This window comes from Geofilum rhodophaeum, from assembly GCF_002210225.1.
Taxonomy (GTDB): Bacteria; Bacteroidota; Bacteroidia; order Bacteroidales; family Marinilabiliaceae; genus Geofilum; species Geofilum rhodophaeum.
The window spans coordinates 145,376-165,002 of record NZ_MWUJ01000007.1 but is presented as its reverse complement, the minus strand read 5'-3'; the positions used below and the strand labels follow the sequence as shown (position 1 = coordinate 165,002).

Here is a 19,627-nt window from a genome sequence, read left to right as displayed (position 1 = left end):
TATTTGTAAAGGAAGAACGAAAGTTTTTTCATAGGTTTAGGTTAGGTTAATTAGGTTTAGGAAAAAAAGAGGGCCGTGAGGCCCTCTTTTTTTGCTTTGGGCATTAGCCGCCCAAAGCCCAGGGTTAAAACCCTGGGTTATTATTGGGGCAGAAGTGGCCCAAGTCCCAGGACTAAAGTCCTGGGTGATGATTGGGGCAGAAGTGGTGCGCCCGGTGGGCGCGACAGGTAACGGGACTGAAGTCCCGGCCTTGGGCACCTGTGCCCCAAGGCTGTGCACGGTCAAAGAAGGAGATGTCTATGACCAGATTTGTCGAGGCGCTGCCTCGAACGGGACTTCAGTCCCGTTTTTTACTTCAGTCCTGGGTGGCCTTGTGTGTCGGCCCTATAAAACAAGACAGCCTCAGACGAAAGTCTGAGGCTGTCTTTGTTTTGTGTTTGCCACGTATTAGCTGCGCTGCACGAGGAGGAGCTGGCCTTTGTAACGGGCCTTTTTGAAGGCCTGGATGAGGTGCTGTTCCTGTGCGCTGTCGGCTTCGAAAAAGGACACCTTGTTTTGTATGTCGATTTTTCCGATGGCGATTTTGTGTCGCGGTGTTTGGCGGTTGATGATGCTGATGAGCTGATCGGGACGCAGGTTGTTTTTGGTGCCGATGTTGATGCAGTAACGGCCAAATTGACCACTGCTGTTGCGGCTACCAGCGCTGCCGCGTTCACCACGGGGTGTTCTTTCCCTGCGGGCTCCGCGTTCTCCCCCGCGCTCCGGGCGTTCGCCTCGGATAACACGTTCGCCTCTTACGCCGCGTTCCGGTCTGGTGCGGCGCTCATTGGTGGCATTCAGGTCGGCCGCTTTGCTGTAATCCTTGTGCAGACGGTTAAACTCCATAGCGATGAGGCGCTCCACCAGATCTTCTTTGCTGAGGTCTTTCAGCTCAGCGGCAATGGTGTTTGCGTATTGCTGAATGTCGAACTGAGTGGTATCGGCCTCGGCCACGCCACGCAGGTAGTTTTGCAGACGCAGTTCAAACACTTCGTTGCCGGTAGGTATTTGGATGCGCTCCAGTTTTTTACCTGTTTGTTTTTCCAGGAAGCCCAAACGACGGGTCTCCGAAGGGGCCAGAATGGCGATGGAAATGCCCTTGCGTCCTGCGCGTCCGGTACGTCCGCTGCGGTGGATGTAGTTTTCGGGATCGTCGGGCAGGTGGTAGTGAATAACGTGAGTCAGGTTGTCCACATCCAAACCTCTGGCCGCCACATCGGTAGCTACCAATATTTGCAGGTTGTGGTTGCGGAAACGGCCCATTACATAGTCGCGCTGCGCCTGAGACAAGTCGCCATGCAAAGCGTCGGCATTGTAACCATCGCTCATGAGCTTATCGGCAATGTCTTTGGTTTCCTGACGGGTACGGCAAAAAACAATGCCGTAAATATCGGGGGTGATGTCGGCAATGCGGCGCAGGGCCTGGTAGCTGTTTTGTGGTGCCGTCACCACAAATTCGTGGGCAATATCGTTGTTCGAAATGTTTTGACGACTTACCGAGATGGTTTTCGGTTTGTTCATATGCTTTCCGGCCATGCGGTTGATGTCGGGCGGCATGGTGGCCGAAAACAACAGGGTCTGCTTGGTGTCGGGCGTTTCCCCCATAATGGCATCCATCTCCTCCTTAAAACCCATCTTAAGCATCTCATCGGCTTCGTCCAAAATCAGGAAGCGAATGTGTGAGAGGTCGAGCTTATCGCGACGAATCAGGTCGTTTACACGACCGGGTGTGCCTACTACGATGTCGCATTTTTTGCGAATGGCCGCAATCTGGTTGTAGATGGGCGCGCCTCCGTAAACGGGCACAACCGATACGGGCAGTTGCTCAGAAAACTTGTTGAGGTCGGTGGTGATTTGAAGACATAATTCGCGGGTGGGGCACAGAACGATGGCCTGTACGCCGCGGGTGTCGGTATCCATTTTATGAAGCACTGGCAAACCAAAGGCCGCTGTTTTTCCGGTTCCGGTTTGGGCCATGGCCACCAGGTCTTCGTCGGAGTTCAATAAAAAAGGAATGGTTTCTGCCTGAATAGGCGTAGGTTTAATGAAACCCATCTTCTCGATGGATTCAAGAATCTCGGACCGCAGTCCGGTTTCAGCAAATGTCTGCATGTAAAAAATAAAAAATTAAAGAACTGCGCCCCAATTATTTATGCGCAGGAGTCCCGTTTATAAAAACCGTTCGGGCAGTTGTGTGCCCCCGAACGGCAAGCCCGGTCTCGCCACTGATTTTACTTTCCGAATAATATAGATACCATGACCGGGAGTGTGGTCTGTATCGGAAAAATCAGATTGCAAAAGTACGTACAATAATTAAGTAATCACGGATCTGGCGCTTTAGTACTTCTTGTTTTATGCTTTTTTATGGTTTTTGATAAAAAAAACTTTGTGTACGTATCGCTGCATTGGAAAATGCATTATCTTTGAACCGTAACAGACCAGAACACTTATGCGCGATACGAAGAACGAATTTCGCTTTCAGATTAATGAAGGGGCAGAGGTGCCGAAGTTTCGTCAATTGATGGACTCGGTGAATCATGCCATTGCGGAAAATCGGCTGAGTGTGGGCGATCATCTGCCCTCGGTCAACCAGGTGTGCAAGGAATATAAGCTGAGTCGCGATACCGTTTTTAAAGCCTACTCGCTGCTGAAAGAGCAGGGGGTGGTAGATTCGGTTCGCAACAAAGGTTATTTTGTGGCCCGTGAGGTACGCCGGGTTTTTCTGTTTTTGGATACTTTTAAAGCTTATAAGGAGGTACTCTACGATTCTTTTACCAAGAACTTGCCGGAGAATGTACTGTCCGATGTGCACTTTCACCACTATAATATTGATGTATTCAGGCGGCAGATAGAAGAGAGTCTTGGCAAGTACCACCGTTATGTAGTGATGCCTTTTGAGCATGCCGAAATGGAACAGATTCTGGACCTGATTCCGGCCGACAAGCTTTTGGTTATCGATTGGAATTTGTATGCACGTCCCGCTTCCAACGTCTTGTATCAGGATTTTGGTCAGTCGGTTTACGATGGATTGGAAGAGGTGTTTCCTTTGTTGAAGAAGTACCGTGAGTTGGTGTTTCTCTACCCCGAATTTACCAACCATCCTCTGGATTCGGTGCATTTTTTCGAACGCTTTTGTCGCGACAGGCAACTGACTTTTCGGGTAGAGCGGCGTTCTTCTGCCTTTGAGGTGCAGCCCGGAGTAGCCTACATCAGCGTGAGCGACCGGATGCTGGGTCGTTTTTTGGAACAGTGCAGGGACAAGGGGCTGGAGCCGGGTAGAGATGCCGGTATTCTGTCGTACAACGAAACACCTATGAAGAAGTTTATTTATAAAGGGATTACAGTCATTACCACCGATTTTCAATTGATGGGCAGCAAGGCGGCCGAGTTTGTGTCGACCGATGCGCCCATGCAATTTTGCGTGCCCACCGGGGTTTTGATACGGGAGTCCCTGTAAAAAATTTAAAGTATAAACAGAACAGAACAGACTAAAGCTTATGTACACCTTAGGAATTGATGTAGGAAGTTCGTCGGTAAAGGTGAGTCTCCTTAACCTTGAGGACGGCAGTTGTGCGGCTTCGGCCTTTTATCCTTCGGAGGAAATGCCCATTACTGCAGTAAAAACCGGCTGGGCCGAACAGGAACCGGAACAGTGGTGGAACAATATGACTCTGGCCCTTAAAGAGGTGCTGGCTCGAGCGGCTGTGCCGAAGGAGCAAATTAAGGCCATTGGCATCTCTTATCAGATGCATGGTCTGGTGGCCCTGGACAAAGAAGGCCAGGTGCTTCGTCCCTCCATCATTTGGTGCGACAGCCGCGCCGTTGAAATTGGCGACAAGGCTTTTGAGGACCTGGGTGCAGAGTATTGTTTGTCGAACTGCCTGAATTCTCCGGGTAACTTTACTGCTTCCAAATTGAAGTGGGTAAAGGACAATGAGCCCGATAGGTTTGCGCGCATTCATAAAATCATGTTGCCGGGTGATTACATTGCTTACAGGCTGAGTGGTGAAATGCAGACCACCGTATCGGGTCTTACCGAAGGCATCATGTGGGATTTTAAAAAGGACAGCTTAGCCGGTGAGTTGTTCGATTACTATGGCTTTGCTAAAGAGCTGATTCCTGAAATTGTGGATACTTTTTCGGTACAGGCTCAGGTGAGCGCTCGTATGGCTGAGGAGCTGGGACTGCCTGCCGGTATACCGGTAAGTTATAGGGCGGGAGATCAGCCCAATAATGCTTTCTCGCTGAACGTGCTGGAGCCTGGAGAAGTGGCTGCCACAGCGGGTACTTCGGGTGTGGTGTACGGCGTAAACGACACGCTGGCACGTGACGAGCAGTCGCGTGTGAATACTTTTGCGCATGTGAACCATTCACCGGCACAAAAGCGCCTGGGCGTGCTGCTTTGCATCAACGGAACAGGGATTCTTAATTCCTGGTTGCGCAAGAATGTGGCATCAAACCTCGATTATGTGCAGATGAATGAGGAGGCGATGAAGGCGCCGGTGGGTGCCGAAGGTTTGTTGGTGTATCCCTTTGGCAACGGTGCCGAGCGGGTGCTCGGCAATGCCAATCCGGGAGCTGCCTTCAAAGGAATGAGCTTCAATATCCACAATCAAAGTCACCTCTTGAGAGCTGCCCAGGAAGGCATCGCCCACAGTTTTCGTTACGGCGTGGACGTAATGGGCGAAATGGGCATCAAAACGGAAGTCGTTCGGGCCGGAAAAGCCAATATGTTTTTGAGTCCCCTTTTCCGGCAGACCGTGGCCAATGTACTGAATGCCCGCATCGAACTCTATGAAACCGACGGAGCCCTGGGTGCCGCACGCGGTGCTGCGCTGGGTGCCGGTATTTATCAATCGCCTTCCGAGGCTTTTGAGCGCCTGACCTGTCTGCAAACCATAGCCCCCGATAAGGACCAGGCTGCGGTAAATGCCAGCTACCAACTTTGGAAAGATAAGCTACAATTTTAACTGTTTAATTTTTGAATCATGAGTGTAACATTAGGAAACAAAGAGTATTTCCCCGGAATTGGTGAAATTAAGTACGAAGGCAAAGAGTCAAAGAACCCTATGGCCTTTAAATGGTACAACCCCGATCAGGTGGTGGCCGGAAAAACCATGAAAGAGCACTTGCGCTTTGCGGTGTCGTATTGGCATACCTTCTGTGGCGACGGTGGCGATCCTTTTGGTCCCGGTACCAAAAAGTATCCCTGGGCTGCCGGCAACGACGCCGTAGCTGCTGCCAAGAATAAAATGGATGCTGCTTTCGAGTTTTTTACCAAACTGGGTGTGCCTTACTACTGCTTTCACGACGTGGACCTGGTTGGTGAAGGTGCTTCTGTGGCTGAGTATGAGAAAAACATGCAAGCTATTGTAGACTATGCCAAGGCCAAACAACAGGCTTCGGGTGTTAAATTGCTTTGGGGTACTGCCAATGTTTTCAGTAATCCCCGTTATATGAACGGTGCCGCTACCAACCCCGATTTTGCTGCTTTGGCCTATGCCGGTGCACAGGTTAAAAATGCCATCGATGCCACCATTACGCTGGGTGGAGAAGGATATACCTTCTGGGGTGGTCGCGAAGGTTATATGACTTTGCTGAATACCAATATGAAGCGTGAGCAGGAGCATCTGGCCAAATTTTTGATTATGGCCCGTGACTATGCCCGTGCCAATGGTTTCAAAGGTTCGTTCTACATTGAGCCCAAGCCCGCAGAGCCCACTAAGCACCAGTATGATTTTGATAGTGCTACTGTAATTGGCTTCTTGCGTCAGTGGGGTCTGGATAAGGACTTTACCATCAACATTGAGGTGAACCACGCTACTTTGGCCAACCATACCTTCCAGCATGAGCTGCAGGTGGCTGCCGATGCCGGATTGCTTGGCTCTATCGATGCCAACCGCGGTGATTACCAGAATGGTTGGGATACCGACCAATTCCCCATCAATATCTATGAGACTGTAGAGGCTATGTTGGTGATTCTGGAAGCCGGTGGCTTTAAAACCGGAGGTGTTAACTTCGATGCCAAAACCCGCAGAAACTCTACCGACCTGGAAGATATCTTTATTGCTCACATTTCAGGTATGGATGTGTTTGCCCGTTCTTTGGTTATTGCCGACAAAATTTTGAGCGAGTCGGATTACAAGAAAATGCGTACTGCGCGTTATGCTTCTTTCGACAGCGGAAAAGGTGCTGAGTTTGAGGCCGGCAAATTGGGTCTGGCCGACTTGCGCGACTTTGCGGCTGCCAATGGTGAGCCTAAGATGATTAGTGGCAAGCAGGAATTGTACGAGCAATTGATTAATTTGTACATTTAAGCTGCTTTGTCATTTGAATAATTGATTACTTTAGCTTGTCGCAGAACCTCAGGGTTCTGTGACGAGCTATTTTTAGCAAGCCCCTTACCAAATCATTATTTTATTGTACAACCGTAGCCTGCTGTGTAGTGCCTGATTCTGTCGTCCCCCGACATGAGAGGCGGAAAGCAGGTGTGTTTCTTTAAAACTTTTTTCTATGAAAGATGGTCAAAACAAGTTGTATGTAACCGGGCTTACTTTAGTGGCTACCCTGGGTGGATTGCTTTTTGGTTACGATACAGCAGTGATTTCCGGAGCTGAAAAATCTATTCAGGCTTATTTGATCGACAGTCAGGGCCTGAGTGCCTTTATCCACGGGGCCACTACCTCGAGTGCACTTATTGGCTGTATCATTGGTGGCGCCATTTCGGGCTTGTTGTCCTCGCGCTTCGGTCGTAAGCATTCTTTGATGCTCGCAGCCTTTTTGTTTTTCTTATCTGCCCTTGGGTCGGCCTTCCCCGAAACACTGTTTTTTAACGAAGGCGAGCCAAGTATTGCTCTGTTAATGGTGTTTAATGTATATCGCGTGGTGGGCGGTATTGGTGTGGGATTGGCCTCAGCCATCAGTCCTGTGTACATTGGTGAAATTGCTCCTGCCAACATTCGTGGTCGTTTGGTTTCGATCAATCAGTTTGCCATTATCTTTGGTATGCTGGTGGTGTACTTCGTCAACTGGGGCATTGCTAATGGTCAAACCCTCGAGTGGATCAATGCTGTTGGCTGGCGTTACATGTTTTTGTCCGAAGCTGTACCTGCAGCTTTGTTTGGTGTTCTTCTCTTTTTTGTGCCTGAAACCCCACGCTATCTGGCGCTTACCAATCGGCACGACGAAGCACTTAAGGTATTGACTAAAATCAATGGGGCTGAAGTAGCCAAGGGTATTCTGTCCGATATTCGCAGCACCGTAGAACACCATTCCGGCAAACTATGGTCCTACGGAAAACTGGTGATAATCATAGGTATTCTGTTATCGGTTTTCCAGCAATTTGTCGGCATAAACGTAGCCCTTTATTATGCTCCCCGAATTTTTGAAAGTATGGGCGCGGCAAAGGATGCCAGTATGATGCAGACAGTTGTGATGGGACTGGTCAACGTGGTATTTACCGTTGTAGCTATTGCCACGGTAGATAAACTGGGACGTAAGCCCTTACTGATTGTTGGTTCTATTGGTATGGCTGTAGGAATGTTTGCTATTTCTGCGCTGTCCTTTTTCAACGTTATTGGTATCGCCACCTTGATTTTCATTATCGTATATACGGCTTCTTTTATGATGTCGTGGGGGCCCATTTGCTGGGTACTGATTTCTGAGATTTTCCCCAACAAGATTCGCGGTCGTGCCGTGGCTATAGCTGTAGCTGCGCAGTGGACCGCCAACTATTTTATATCTTCTACCTATCCGGCTATGATGGAGTTCAGCGGAGGGATGACTTACGGCTTTTACGGTTTAATGGCAGTTTTGTCGGCCCTCTTTGTTTGGAAGATGGTTCCTGAGACCAAGGGTAAGACTCTGGAAGAGATGGAAGCTTTGTGGAAGAAAAGTTCCCAGGGGTGAAAGCCTTCCCTCTGATTAAAGGCTTTAGCCTGCATTATTCATAAATTATCTATTACGATGCCCAACTACCTGCTCAATACGGAGGTCCTCAATAAAATGAATTTGAAAATAATCTATTATTCCCCTGCGTTCATCTTCTTTGCGGTTATCCATATTTATTGGTTTTTGAGCATTTCATAACGACAAGTTATGAATAAAGCAGTTAGGTAAAAAAGAGGGCGAGCGCCCTCTTTTTTGTTGTAAAGTGTTGTAGCTTTATAAAGGATGGCGTATTTTTAAGGTTAAAATTACTTTTTAAACAGTCTTTTATATTTGTACTAAATTTAAAACTATGAAGAAAGGTTTGTTATGGACCGCAGGCTTGTTGTTGACTATGGGCTTTTCAGTGCACAGTCAGGACAACAGCATGAAGCTCGATTTTGATGGAGCAGAGCAGGTAATCAACAAAAACATCTACGGACAGTTTGCTGAGCATTTGGGTCGCTGTATTTACGACGGCATTTGGGTAGGTCCCGACTCCGACATTCCTAATGAGAACGGTTATCGGAAGGATGTTTTGGAGGCGCTTAAAGAACTTCAGATACCTGTGCTTCGTTGGCCGGGCGGCTGCTTTGCCGACACCTATCATTGGAAAGATGGTGTAGGTCCCGTTTCGGAACGGCCTCAGATTAAGAATGTTTTTTGGGGAGGTACCGTTGAGAACAACAGCTTTGGTACGCATGAATTCCTGAATCTTTGTGAAATGATTGGTGCAGATGCCTACATTTCTGCCAACGTGGGCAGTGGTACCGTACAGGAAATGGTGGAATGGATTGAATATATGGTTTCAGACGATGATGTGCCTATGGCCAACTGGCGTCGTGAAAATGGTCGAGAAGCCCCCTGGGACGTTAAGTTTTTGGGTGTAGGTAATGAGAGTTGGGGCTGTGGTGGCGACATGACGCCCGAGTATTATTCTGACCTCCTGCGTCAGTACTCCCTGTACGCGCGTCAGTATGGGCAAGGTAAGTTTCAACGTGTTGGCTGTGGTGCCAATGGCTTTGATGTACGCTGGACCGATGTGGTGATGAAAAACGCACATCGCAACATGGATGCTTTGTCGGTGCACTACTATACCATTGCTACCGGCGACTGGGGTTACAAATCGCCTGCCACCGGTTTCGACGAAACCCTTTACATAAAAGGATTGTCGCAAGGTCTGCGTATGGATGATTTGATTACGCAGCATGCTGCAGCCATGGATAAGTACGATCCTGAGAAAAACATTGGATTGTTGGTCGACGAGTGGGGAATCTGGACCGAAGTGGAGCCCGGCACCGAGCCCGGATTCCTTTTTCAGCAGAACTCCATGCGCGATGCTTTGATTGCTGCTACTACTTTTGATATTTTTCATCGTCATGCCGACAGGGTGCAGATGGCTAACATTGCTCAGGTAGTGAATGTTTTGCAAGCCATGATTCTGACCGAGGGAGATAAGATGATCAAAACCCCGACCTATCATGTCTTTAAGATGTATTCTGGTCACCAGGACGCCACCTACATCCCGGTAAGTTTAAGTTCAGAAGAGTACAAAGTGGGAGATATAGCCATACCTACTGTTTCGGGTACTGCTTCCACCAAGGACGGAAAAGTAAATGTGAGTCTGAGTAACACCAATCCCCACAAAGCCATTAAAGTGATCGTAGACTTGGGCAGTGGAAAGGTGAAGAAAGTAAACAATGGGGTAGTGCTGACTGCTCCTGCCTTTAATGCCATCAATACTTTTGACAAAGCAGATGTGGTTGCTCCTGCTGCTTTCAAAAACTATAAGTTGTCCAAGAACACTTTGGAAGTCACCTTGCCGGCTATGGCTGTGGTGAATCTGGAGTTGCAGTAGGTCTTTGCATAGTTCGTTTTAGGAGAGCGGCTGCCCTGGTGGGTGGCCGCTCTTGCTTTAGCAGGGCTATGGGTCCCCATAGCCCTGCTAAAGGCCCAGGACTGAAGTCCGCGGCCTCGGGGCACCCGTGCCCCAATGCTTATGGGCCTGTCAAAGAAAGAGATGTTTATGACCAGATGTATCGAGGCTCTGCCTCGAGCGTGACTGAAGTCCGCGGCCTCAGACTAAAGTCTTCGACTGTACAGGGGAGGGAGTGCTGGGGAGGGAGGCGAGGATGATCTCGCCTTTTTTTGTGGGGGCGTGCCTTTGCGATTTGTCGCTTTGTGTTTGGCTGCAAGCAGAAAGGAAAAGAGCCATAAGTGCAAACACTATGGGCAGTACCTTTGTTTTAGTTCTTTGTCTGGGCATATTGGTGCTGTATTTTGTGCTAATCCAACAAATTTAAGGGATTTTTGCCTAAAGCGCATTTTTTATGATAAAAAGCTATGGGTAACTTTGCATTTCTTTGATGGATACACTTTTTGTCGGCGTAGGCTGCTGTATATTTTATGCATATGGAGAATACTTTTCAGTTTGTACCCTTAAAGGGCTATGAGCAATTTGAGGCAACGACGCAAATCATTATTGCTGAACTGCTTCGACGGAATATTCCCTTTGAGGTGATCGATGCGGACAATAATCTGCTGGCTGTTACCTGGAAGGGTAAAGAATACATCATTTTGGAGGGTACCATCTCGGATGGCAACAGTCTGATCGCTTATTGGATTTCGAACGATAAGTGGATGACTAAGCAGTTTTTAGCGCGCAAGGGGGTGCGTTCGGCCAAGGGTGTATTGTTGAAAAAACAGGCGCTTTTTGTAGACCGGAAGAAGGGCGAGCTGGTGTTGGATGCAGCTGCTCTTGAGCGTGTGGACTTGCCTGCCTTTCCTTTGGTGGTTAAACCGGCCGATACCGACCACGGTATCGCCGTGAGTACGGCCATCGACTCAAAGGAGGCCTTGCTTGGGGCGCTGGATCGGGCTTTTCGTCATTCTACGAAAGTCATTGTAGAAGAGCAGCATGCCGGCAGGGAATTCCGCTTTTTGGTGATTGAAGGGGTGGTCAGGGCCATCGCTTATCGGGAGCCGGCCAATGTAACGGGCGATGGATGCGCTACGGTTACTGAGCTGATTGCGGCTAAGAATGTGGGACGCGGTGACGATTACCGTTATCCCTTGTTGAAGATAAAGGTGGATGAGGAAGTGGAGCGGCATTTGGCCGTGGAGGGACTTTCTTTGGACACGGTCTTGACTGACGGCAAGAAGGTTTATTTGCGCAAGAATTCGAACCTGAGCACGGGAGGTGACAGCATAGATGTGACCGATGAGATGCCTGCTTTCTATAAAGAGAAGGCGGTGCTGGCTGCGGCTGCTGCGGGTCTGCGGATAGCCGGAGTAGATATGATCATCAGTGATTGGGAGGCGGAACCGGCGGAGGAGAACTATATTGTGGTGGAGCTCAACGCGCCGGCGATGCTGTCGATGCACGATTTTCCTTATGTGGGGAAGAACCGGCAAGTGGAGAAGTATGTGCTGGCGTGTGTTTTGGGAGAGCCGGTAGGAGAGCTTTAGGGGCTCTGGGGCGGGCTCTGGCGAGCTCTGGCGGCTCTGCGGGCTCTCCCGTCTCTGCGGGCTCTCCCAAAACCCCAGGGTTGAAACCCTGGGTTATGATTGGGAAGGATAGGTCAGCGCTTCGCGCTGTTCTGGAAAGCGGACTGAAGTCCGCGGCCTCGGGGCCAAGTCCCAGGACTGAAGTCCTGGGTGATTATTGGGAGGGATAGGTCAAGCGCAGAGCGCTTGTTTTTGTAAGCGGGTTTAAACCCGCAGCCTCAGACTAAAGTCTTCGGCTATTATTAGAAGGAAGTGGTATAAATAAAAGGGGACTTTGGTCCTTTAAACTGGAGATATTGAAATGAAGAAAGAGGATTTGGTGGCGTGGTTTAGGGCCGGAGAGAAGGGGCCTGAGCACTGGGGGATTGGGACGGAGCACGAGCAGTTTTTGTTTGAGCGGGGGACCAACAGGCGCTTGTCGTACGAGGGAGGCGCCGGTGCTGATGCTGATGCTGATGCTGGTGCTGATGCTGGTGCTGATGTTGGTGTTGGTGTTGCGGGTGTGGACTTGAAGGCTGAGGGGTCGCCCGGTATTGCTGCGCTGCTGAAGCGTTGGGGAGGCGACGATTGGGCACCTATGACAGAACGTGGACAGGTGATTGGTCTGGAGAAGGAGGGTGCGAGTATTACTTTGGAGCCGGGGGGACAGTTTGAGCTTTCGGGGGCTAAGCACGAAACGGTTCATGCTACCTGGACGGAGACGAAGGAGCACTTTGAGCGCTTGGGCGATTTGGGTAAGGAGATGGGCTTCTATGCTTTGCCCATGGGCTTTGACCCCTTTACGCCTCGTGAAGAGGTACCCTGGATGCCGAAGGAGCGTTACCGTTACATGCGGGCATATATGCCTAAGAAAGGCAGTTTGGGTTTGGATATGATGACACGGACCTGTTCCATTCAGGTAAATGTAGATTTTGAGTCGGAGCAGGATATGGTACGTAAGATGCAGGTGGGGCAGGCTTTTCAGTCGGTCGTTATGGCCTTGTTTGCCCATTCGCCCCTGACTGAGGGTAAAGCTAATGGTTACTTGTCGTACCGCTCACGGGTGTGGGACGATACCGACGACGACCGATGTGGTTTTCTGCCTTTTGTCCTGGATGAGGATTTCAGTTACGCCTCGTGGGTGGACTACCTGCTGGATGTGCCGATGTATTTTATTTACCGCGACGGAAAGTACTACGATGCGGAGGAAATGACTTTCAGGACTTTTATGGCGGGTGGTGCCAGGGAGAAATATGGTTTTGAGGCGGAGCTGGCCGACTGGGAGGTGCATGTCTCCACGGTGTTTCCGGACATTCGTCTGAAGCGTTTTATTGAGCTGCGTGGTGCCGATGCGGGGAGTCCAGAAATGGTTACGGCCCTGGCTGCCTGGTGGGTCGGCCTTTTGTACGATGCCGAAAGTCTTTCAGCTGCCCACCAGATGGCGGTGGACCTGGGCAGGGAGGCGATTTTAGGTCTGCGGAAGGAGGTGCCCAAAATGGGCCTGGAGGCCCGATTTGGGGCCCATCGTCTGCACGATATTGCCCGCAACTTGTTAACTTTGGCCCAACAGGGCCTGGAGCGACGGGCTTTAAAATTGGGCATGGCTTCGGAGGCCCCCTATCTGGATGTGCTGGATGAGCTGTTAACGACCGGCAAAACGCAGGCGCATCAGGTGCTTGAGGCGCACCAATACGGCACTTTCCAGGAACCTTGTTCCTGCCATTAAGGACAAACATTTATGTGGTCGAAACTTAAATTTTTATTGCGTTACACGCACCGTTACCGATGGTGGTACACCGGGGGCATTGTGTTCCTGGCCCTCACCATTTGGGCCTCGGTGACCATTCCTGAATACATTCAAAAGAGCATCGATGCCATTGCACTGGGGCGGGTGGACAGCAGCGGCGATTTTTATCAATATGTGGGACTTATTTTGCTCCTGGCCTTAGGGCTGATGGTGGTCCGCTCCCTGTCGCGCGTTCTCTTTTTTGTGCCGGGGCGTTTGGTGGAGCGGCAACTGAAGGGAGAGTTGTTTCGCAAGCTTTCGACTTTTGGGAAGGCCTACTACGATGCCAACAGCAGCGGGTCGATCATTTCGCGAATCAACAACGACATTAACGGGGTGCGGATGATTACCGGTTTTGGTTTGTTGCAGATTGGCAACATACTGTTTTCTCTGTCGGTAACGCCTTACAAAATGTGGGCGATGTCGCCCACATTAACCCTGTACTGTATGGTACCGCTGGTGGTCATCTTCATCATTGTGCGCTTTGGTATGGTTATCATGGTGAAGAATACCCATCTGCGCATGGAAGCCCTCCAGCGGCTTTCCGGTCGCACCGTATCCTTCCTCTCGGGCAATGCCGTCATCAAAAGTTACAACATTCACCATTGGGCCGAGGATAAGGTGGAGGAGGAAAATGTTTCGCTGTTGGGTTTTACGCTGAAAATTGCCTGGATTCGGTCCTTCATTATGCCGCTGTTGGGCAGCATGGAGCAGGTGCTCAAAATTGTGGTGCTGTTTGCCGGTGGACTGCTGGTAATCAGTGGTGAGTTTACCATTGGACAGCTGACTGAGTACATTGCTTATGCGGCGTTGCTGACTCATCCGATTATGGGACTGGGTTGGGTGTTGACCGTGTTTCAGCAGGGCTTTGTCGGAATTACCAGTCTCCAAACCATTATGAACCGCAAGGGGGAGGACGACGACAAACCGGCGCTGGCGGCTGAGCAGAGGGCGCATTTGCTGGATGAGGGCGTGCACGCCACGGATTTGACTTTTCAGTACCACAATGGGGAAGCACCGGTCTTGAATAATTTGAACTTCCGGATTAAACCCGGACAGGTCGTTGGCATTACCGGTCCCTTGGGGGCCGGAAAATCTACCCTGGTGAATCTGCTCAACGGTTATTTGAAGCCGGAGGCGGGACAACTCTTTTACGGGGCCACGGACGCTGCCGGTCTGCGTGGCCAGGATGTGCGCACCCGGGTCAGGACGGTGAGTCAGGATGTGTTTTTGTTTTCGGATACGGTGGAGAACAACATCGCTTTTGGCAAGGAACTGCAGGTGGACCCGCCGGAAATAAAAAAGGCGGTATTTCGCAGTGCCCTGGCCGATGAACTGGACCGCTTTCCTAAAAAGGAGCAGACCATGGTGGGCGAAAAAGGCATCATGCTGTCGGGGGGACAAAAACAGCGAATCAGTCTCGCCCGCGCTCTCTACGCACCGGGGCAGTTGCTGGTGCTCGACGATGTGTTTTCGGCCGTAGATGCCGACACCGAACGTTTCCTGATTAAGCAACTCTTCGACAACAAAGTAGCCTCCATGCTGGTGCTGGTCTCCAATCGCATGAGCGTGCTCGAGCGCTGCGACTTTAACCTTGTACTGGAAGACGGTCGCCTGACCGCTATGGGCACGCACGAGGAGCTGTTGAAAAAATCCGATTTTTACCGCACCACCCAAATGGTGCAGGAAGGAGGGGAGCAATGAGATTTTTGAGAAAGTTTTTGAAGAGTAAGGACTTGTGGCTGATGCGTCGCTTCGGGACTTATTTTGGTCCCCATAAAAAGTGGCTGATTCTGAGCATCGCCTCCATTCCCCTTACCACCGCTGCCGGCATCGCCTTCTTATGGCTGGTAGAGCGCATCATCGACGATTTCATTCTCCCCGGCGATGCGGAGGGCCTTAAAACCTACTCGCTGATCTTGGGCGGGGTGCTGCTGGTGAATTTTCTGCTCGACGGACTCTACAGTTATGCCTTTGCCAAAGCAGGAGGCCATGCCATTCTGGATATGCGGCGCGATTTGTTCGGCAAGGCCCTGCGCTTTCCGATGCGCTACTACGACCGCCATCCCATCGGCGTCACCCTTTCGCGGCTCACCAGCGATATGGAGAGTATTGCCGAGAGTTTTGCCGCCGGTATTTTGGGCCTCCTGGCCGACACGGTAAAGACCCTGGCCCTGGTGGGCTACCTCTTCTACCTCAACTGGCAGCTCACCCTGGTCTTGCTGCTGGTGGTGCCCCTGATTGTGCTGGTGATGCGCTTTCTGCGCCGTAAAATCCGCCGCGCCTTCGACCAGAGTCGCAACAGTCTCGCCCGCTCGGCTGCCTATTTGCAGGAAACGCTTTACGGCATGAAGACCATCCAGCTCTATGCCGCTGAGGACACGGTATTTAATAAGTACGACCGGCTCAACAAGGAGTACTCCGATGCGCAAAATCGATCCAACGTGTACGATGCCGCCCTGTATTCGGTGGTAGAAGGCATCACCTCCATCGCCACCGCCCTCGTTATTTGGTACGGCGCCGTGCAGGTGTGGGACCTTAACTTTACCATTGGGGTATTGATTGTCTTCGTCACCACCCTCGGCCGCCTCTTTATCCCCGTTCGACAGTTTGCCCAGCAGGTCACGACCATACAGCGCGCCCTCTCGGCCCTGGAACACATCAGTTCGCTGTTTGAGCAGGAGGAAGAAGAGCCCGCCCATTGTGTTCAGCGGCGCGACGTCGCGCCGCTGGCGGTAGCCGACATCGTTTTTAAAGACGTCTCCTTCCGTTACAGTCCCGATGGCGAAGACGTCCTCAAAAACGTCTCTTTCACCCTCCGCAAGGGCGACCGCATTGCCCTGGTCGGCACCACCGGCTCCGGTAAGTCCACCATCATACGCCTGCTTACCAAGACCTACACCGGTTACCGGGGTTCCATCACCATCAACGGGAAAGAGCTGCGCGATTTGCCCCTGCGCCAGATTCGTGAAACCGTGTCGGTGATGCAGCAGGATATTTTCCTGTTTAACGACAGCATACGCTTTAATATTGGACTGGGCAGACCCGGCATCGACGATGAGGCCATTGAGGATGCCGCGCGCTTTGTGTATGCCGAACCCTTTATCCGGCAGCTGAAAGGCGGCTACGATTTTGTGGTGCAGGACAATGGCGACAACCTGTCGAAGGGTCAGGGTCAGCTGCTGTCCTTTGCCCGCGCCCTTTGTGGCAATAAGGAGCTGATTATTCTGGATGAGGCCACCAGTGCCGTTGATTCCATTACCGAGCAATACATTCAAAAAGCCATTGAGAACATTTTTGCGACCCGTACCGTAATAGCTGTTGCACACCGCTTGAGTACCATCAAGCACAGCGATTTGATACTGGTGCTGGAAGAGGGGCGCATTATTGAGCGCGGCAATCACCAGGAGTTGATGCAGCAGGGTGGTAAGTATGCGGGACTGGTGCATCAGTTGGCACAGGATTAAAAGGAGCAAGACTTATGATGATTATTATTTCTCCGGCCAAGACGCTGGACTACGAGCGAGAGGTGCCCGATTACAAGGGCAGTAAAATTCGTTTTGCCCGTGAGGCCAGCGAACTGGCCGAATTGTTGCGGGGCCATTCGGAGGATGAACTGGTGCAGTTGATGAAAATAAGTGAACCGCTGGCGCGACTTAATGCCGAGCGCTATCTCCAGTGGCAATGGCCCTTTAAGCAGTCCGATTCCCGTGCCGCCCTCTTTGCTTTTAAAGGCGACGTGTACAACGGGATGGATGCCCTGTCTATGGAGCCAGGCTCAGTTGATTATGCGCAGGAGAGCCTGCGCATTTTGTCGGGTTTGTACGGACTTCTTCGTCCCCTCGATGAGATTTTGCCCTACCGCCTGGAGATGGGCAGTCGTTTAAAGAACGCCGGGGGCAAAGACCTTTATGCCTTTTGGGGCGACAAGCTCAGTCGCCAGCTCGACAAAGACATTCAGGAAGGCGGGCACCGCTTTTTGGTTAACCTGGCCAGTCAGGAATACTTCTCTGCCATCGATCCGCAAGCGCTTTCAGTGCCCGTAGTCAGTGCCGTTTTTAAAGATTTTAAAAACGGAAAGTATAAAATCCTGAGTTTTTATGCCAAGAAGGCGAGGGGACTGATGACGCGCTACATCATAGAAAATCGTTTGACCTCGCCCGAGGAGCTGAAGGCTTTTAATCTGGATGGCTACGGCTACAACGAGGAGTTGAGTGCCGAAGAGAACAGTCTGGTGTTTACCCGGGACTAAGATTTTGAATCAGGCGAGTGGCTTCTTGTGCAGACGCTTAAGGTAGCACACGCACCTGCCTGGTGGTCATCTGTTGTTTTGTTTTAGGAGGTGTTTGTCCTTATTTATCAGATTTTTGACCATAGAAGGGCCTGTAGTCCCCGAAAATTGTGTTGTAGGGTGCTTGTGATTGGTTGGGGGAATTTATATCTTTCAGAGACTGGATCGATATTATAAACAAAAACCATATACTATGAATGCGTCACCCTACATTGAACGGTACGGGAATCTCCTGAAGCAGGAGTCGCTGCGTACCCTCGACGATCAGATTCTGCCCAACACCTTTGTGATGGAGGCACCGGAGCCTTTCCCCGGTTTTTTCGATTATTACAGCGATCATCCGGTGGACAGTCGCCCCTTGTACGTTTACCTGGTGGTGAAACAACTTTACACCCTGGAGGAGATTACCCGGGCTACGCAAAGTATTCGCAAGTATTTTCAGGGAGACTTTAATGCGGCTGCCGGGGTGGTGAATATTTACAATAAGGAGTACCATGTGGTGCGGGTTCGTCATTTGCAGGACTATTCCCAGATTTCGGAGTTGCAGCAGTGCTATGTAGATGAGGGAATTGAGTTCAGGAAGAAGCCGGGTGGCAAGCCCGACGGTCCCGCCATTATCCGTATTAAAAAGTTTTTCATTCTGGATGAGAAGCATCCCGGGGTGTATTTCGATGTAACGGAAAAGGACCATGGCTATTTCACCATTCCCAAGAAATTGAACTGGAAATTTTTTGAGGACATAACCAAAAAGGTGAAGTTCAACTGGGAGCGGCCTGCTTTTGATGCGGCAATTGGGCATTTCCACGTGAATTTTGGGATTCAGGATATGATTCGGATTTATAATCCGAAGATGGATCCGGAGTATTTGATGGAGGTGAGGCGAATGTTCATGGAGAGGTTGTAAGTGAACTCCGCTCGTTGTGACGCTCGGCCTTTGTAAGTCGGCGCTACCGTAAATTTCCTACAAAACAGTTTTCTTCGCTAAAATCCTGGAACTCGCCTTCGGCTCAGACAGCCAGGATTTTTACGCTTCGAAAGCTGTTTTGCTTTACGGAAATTTCCTGAGGCTTGACTTACAAAGGCCTTCGCTTGTGAGTTGGAGTTCACTTATTGGAGGGCAAGAGAGTTGAGCGGCCTTTGTAAGTCGGCGCTGCCTTACTCGGTCTTTGTAAGTCGGCGCTACCGTAAATTTCCTACAAAACAGTTTTCTTCGCTAAAATCCTGGAACTCGCCTTCGGCTCAGACAGCCAGGATTTTTACGCTTTGAAAGCTGTTTTGCTTTACGGAAATTTCCTGAGGCTTGACTTACAAAGGCCTTCGCTTGACGAGCTGGGAATGGCTTGCAGGACGTGGATTGTGGGATGTGGGGTGCAGGACGAGATGGGGGAGCTGGTGGGGGCGAAGGATGTAAAAAAGGCCTAGGCCTTTTTTACATATTTGGTGAGGATGACGATTTGCTGGCCATCAACTTTTCCTTCGATGAATTCGTTGTTGTCCGGGTCGAGTCGGATGTTGCGGACAGTGGTGCCGCGTTTGGCGGTGAGACTGCTGCCTTTAACGTCCAGGTCTTTGATCAGGACTACGCTGTCGCCGGCGCTGAGTTCCGCGCCATTGCTGTCGACGTGTTTTGGGGCGGCTTCTTCACCTTCGCCGGTGGCACGGGCCAGGGCCAGGGTCTCTTCGTCGATGTAAAACATGTCGAGGAGGTCTTGCGGCCAGCCTTCAGCGCGAAGGCGGGTGAGCATGCGCCAGGCTACGATTTTTACGGCGGGGACTTCGCTCCACATGCTGTCGTTGAGGCAACGCCAGTGGTTGGCATCGGTCGCCTCCTGATTGTCAATTTGGCTACTGCAGGTGCTGCAGGCCAACAGACTGTTGTCCACCGTCTCGTGGGTGGCGGGTGCAGGGGTATATACGGCCAGATTATCGGTCGCACCACACAACTCGCAGCTGTGCTTGCTGCGTTCTTCTAAAGCTTTTAAAATACTCATGGTTTTATTTTACGGAAGCCGCAAAGATAGCGCTTTTGATCACAAAACTAAAAACTACCCCTTCTTTGCTCGATTATTCCCCCTTTGATTGGACGTTTTTGTTTAAAA

General features: G+C 50.7%; 13 protein-coding genes. 11 read left to right on the top strand and 2 right to left on the bottom strand.

Features of this window, described 5'->3' with window-relative positions; all coding sequences use genetic code 11:
- Nucleotides 1-447: 447 nt before the first annotated feature.
- Nucleotides 448-2,151 (bottom strand): DEAD/DEAH box helicase, encoded by a 1,704-nt coding sequence (locus tag B4W65_RS08705; protein ID WP_088654758.1) that lies wholly within the window; start codon nt 2,149-2,151, stop codon nt 448-450.
- A gap of 337 nt (nt 2,152-2,488) precedes the next feature.
- Here B4W65_RS08705 and B4W65_RS08700 point away from each other — a divergent pair, with 337 nt between their 5' ends.
- From B4W65_RS08700 to B4W65_RS08645, 11 genes are all read left to right on the top strand, one after another.
- A complete protein-coding gene (locus B4W65_RS08700) occupies nt 2,489-3,496 on the top strand; it encodes a GntR family transcriptional regulator (protein ID WP_088654757.1) in 1,008 nt (335 codons plus the stop codon).
- 40 nt (nt 3,497-3,536) lie between these two features.
- Nucleotides 3,537-5,009, top strand: coding sequence for a xylulokinase (locus B4W65_RS08695; protein ID WP_088654756.1), 1,473 nt, complete (start codon nt 3,537-3,539; stop codon nt 5,007-5,009).
- An 18-nt stretch (nt 5,010-5,027) separates the two neighbouring features.
- Nucleotides 5,028-6,356 carry a xylose isomerase gene (gene xylA, locus B4W65_RS08690; RefSeq protein WP_088654755.1) on the top strand — a complete coding sequence of 443 codons (1,329 nt, stop codon included), beginning with the start codon at nt 5,028-5,030 and terminating at the stop codon, nt 6,354-6,356.
- A 196-nt stretch (nt 6,357-6,552) separates the two neighbouring features.
- Nucleotides 6,553-7,947 (top strand): D-xylose transporter XylE, encoded by a 1,395-nt coding sequence (xylE, locus tag B4W65_RS08685; protein WP_088654754.1) that lies wholly within the window; start codon nt 6,553-6,555, stop codon nt 7,945-7,947.
- Nucleotides 7,948-8,278: 331 nt separating this feature from the next.
- A complete protein-coding gene (locus B4W65_RS08680) occupies nt 8,279-9,823 on the top strand; it encodes an alpha-N-arabinofuranosidase (RefSeq protein WP_088654753.1) in 1,545 nt (514 codons plus the stop codon).
- Between the two features lie 554 nt (nt 9,824-10,377).
- The gene (locus tag B4W65_RS08675; protein ID WP_240509521.1) at nt 10,378-11,433 is read left to right on the top strand and encodes a glutamate ligase; all 1,056 of its coding nucleotides are present in this window, start codon (nt 10,378-10,380) and stop codon (nt 11,431-11,433) included.
- 340 nt (nt 11,434-11,773) lie between these two features.
- Nucleotides 11,774-13,177: a glutamate--cysteine ligase gene (locus tag B4W65_RS08665; RefSeq protein ID WP_158522812.1), complete on the top strand. Its 1,404-nt coding sequence runs from the start codon at nt 11,774-11,776 to the stop codon at nt 13,175-13,177.
- Between the two features lie 12 nt (nt 13,178-13,189).
- A complete protein-coding gene (locus B4W65_RS08660) occupies nt 13,190-14,941 on the top strand; it encodes an ABC transporter ATP-binding protein (RefSeq protein WP_088654749.1) in 1,752 nt (583 codons plus the stop codon).
- On the top strand, nt 14,938-16,704 hold the full coding sequence (locus B4W65_RS08655) for an ABC transporter ATP-binding protein (protein WP_240509520.1): 1,767 nt from the start codon (nt 14,938-14,940) through the stop codon (nt 16,702-16,704). The genes B4W65_RS08660 and B4W65_RS08655 overlap by 4 nt, the downstream gene beginning before the upstream one ends.
- A 14-nt stretch (nt 16,705-16,718) precedes the next feature.
- The gene (yaaA, locus tag B4W65_RS08650; protein ID WP_088654748.1) at nt 16,719-17,489 is read left to right on the top strand and encodes a peroxide stress protein YaaA; all 771 of its coding nucleotides are present in this window, start codon (nt 16,719-16,721) and stop codon (nt 17,487-17,489) included.
- Between the two features lie 232 nt (nt 17,490-17,721).
- On the top strand, nt 17,722-18,432 hold the full coding sequence (locus B4W65_RS08645) for a hypothetical protein (RefSeq protein ID WP_088654747.1): 711 nt from the start codon (nt 17,722-17,724) through the stop codon (nt 18,430-18,432).
- A 514-nt stretch (nt 18,433-18,946) separates the two neighbouring features.
- On the opposite strand, the gene B4W65_RS08640 is transcribed toward B4W65_RS08645, so the two are convergent.
- Nucleotides 18,947-19,519, bottom strand: coding sequence for a PhnA domain-containing protein (locus tag B4W65_RS08640; RefSeq protein WP_088654746.1), 573 nt, complete (start codon nt 19,517-19,519; stop codon nt 18,947-18,949).
- Nucleotides 19,520-19,627 lie beyond the last annotated feature (108 nt).

Excerpts from the sequence above, each read along its gene's own strand:
- B4W65_RS08645 (WP_088654747.1), top strand. The coding sequence starts at position 17,722 with ATGAATGCGTCACCCTACATTGAACGGTACGGGAATCTCCTGAAGCAG.
- xylE (WP_088654754.1), top strand. The coding sequence starts at position 6,553 with ATGAAAGATGGTCAAAACAAGTTGTATGTAACCGGGCTTACTTTAGTG.
- B4W65_RS08655 (WP_240509520.1), top strand. The coding sequence starts at position 14,938 with ATGAGATTTTTGAGAAAGTTTTTGAAGAGTAAGGACTTGTGGCTGATG.
- B4W65_RS08660 (WP_088654749.1), top strand. The coding sequence starts at position 13,190 with ATGTGGTCGAAACTTAAATTTTTATTGCGTTACACGCACCGTTACCGA.
- B4W65_RS08680 (WP_088654753.1), top strand. The coding sequence starts at position 8,279 with ATGAAGAAAGGTTTGTTATGGACCGCAGGCTTGTTGTTGACTATGGGC.
- B4W65_RS08700 (WP_088654757.1), top strand. The coding sequence starts at position 2,489 with ATGCGCGATACGAAGAACGAATTTCGCTTTCAGATTAATGAAGGGGCA.
- B4W65_RS08695 (WP_088654756.1), top strand. The coding sequence starts at position 3,537 with ATGTACACCTTAGGAATTGATGTAGGAAGTTCGTCGGTAAAGGTGAGT.
- B4W65_RS08665 (WP_158522812.1), top strand. The coding sequence starts at position 11,774 with ATGAAGAAAGAGGATTTGGTGGCGTGGTTTAGGGCCGGAGAGAAGGGG.
- B4W65_RS08640 (WP_088654746.1), bottom strand. The coding sequence starts at position 19,519 with ATGAGTATTTTAAAAGCTTTAGAAGAACGCAGCAAGCACAGCTGCGAG.
- B4W65_RS08675 (WP_240509521.1), top strand. The coding sequence starts at position 10,378 with ATGGAGAATACTTTTCAGTTTGTACCCTTAAAGGGCTATGAGCAATTT.
- B4W65_RS08705 (WP_088654758.1), bottom strand. The coding sequence starts at position 2,151 with ATGCAGACATTTGCTGAAACCGGACTGCGGTCCGAGATTCTTGAATCC.
- yaaA (WP_088654748.1), top strand. The coding sequence starts at position 16,719 with ATGATGATTATTATTTCTCCGGCCAAGACGCTGGACTACGAGCGAGAG.
- xylA (WP_088654755.1), top strand. The coding sequence starts at position 5,028 with ATGAGTGTAACATTAGGAAACAAAGAGTATTTCCCCGGAATTGGTGAA.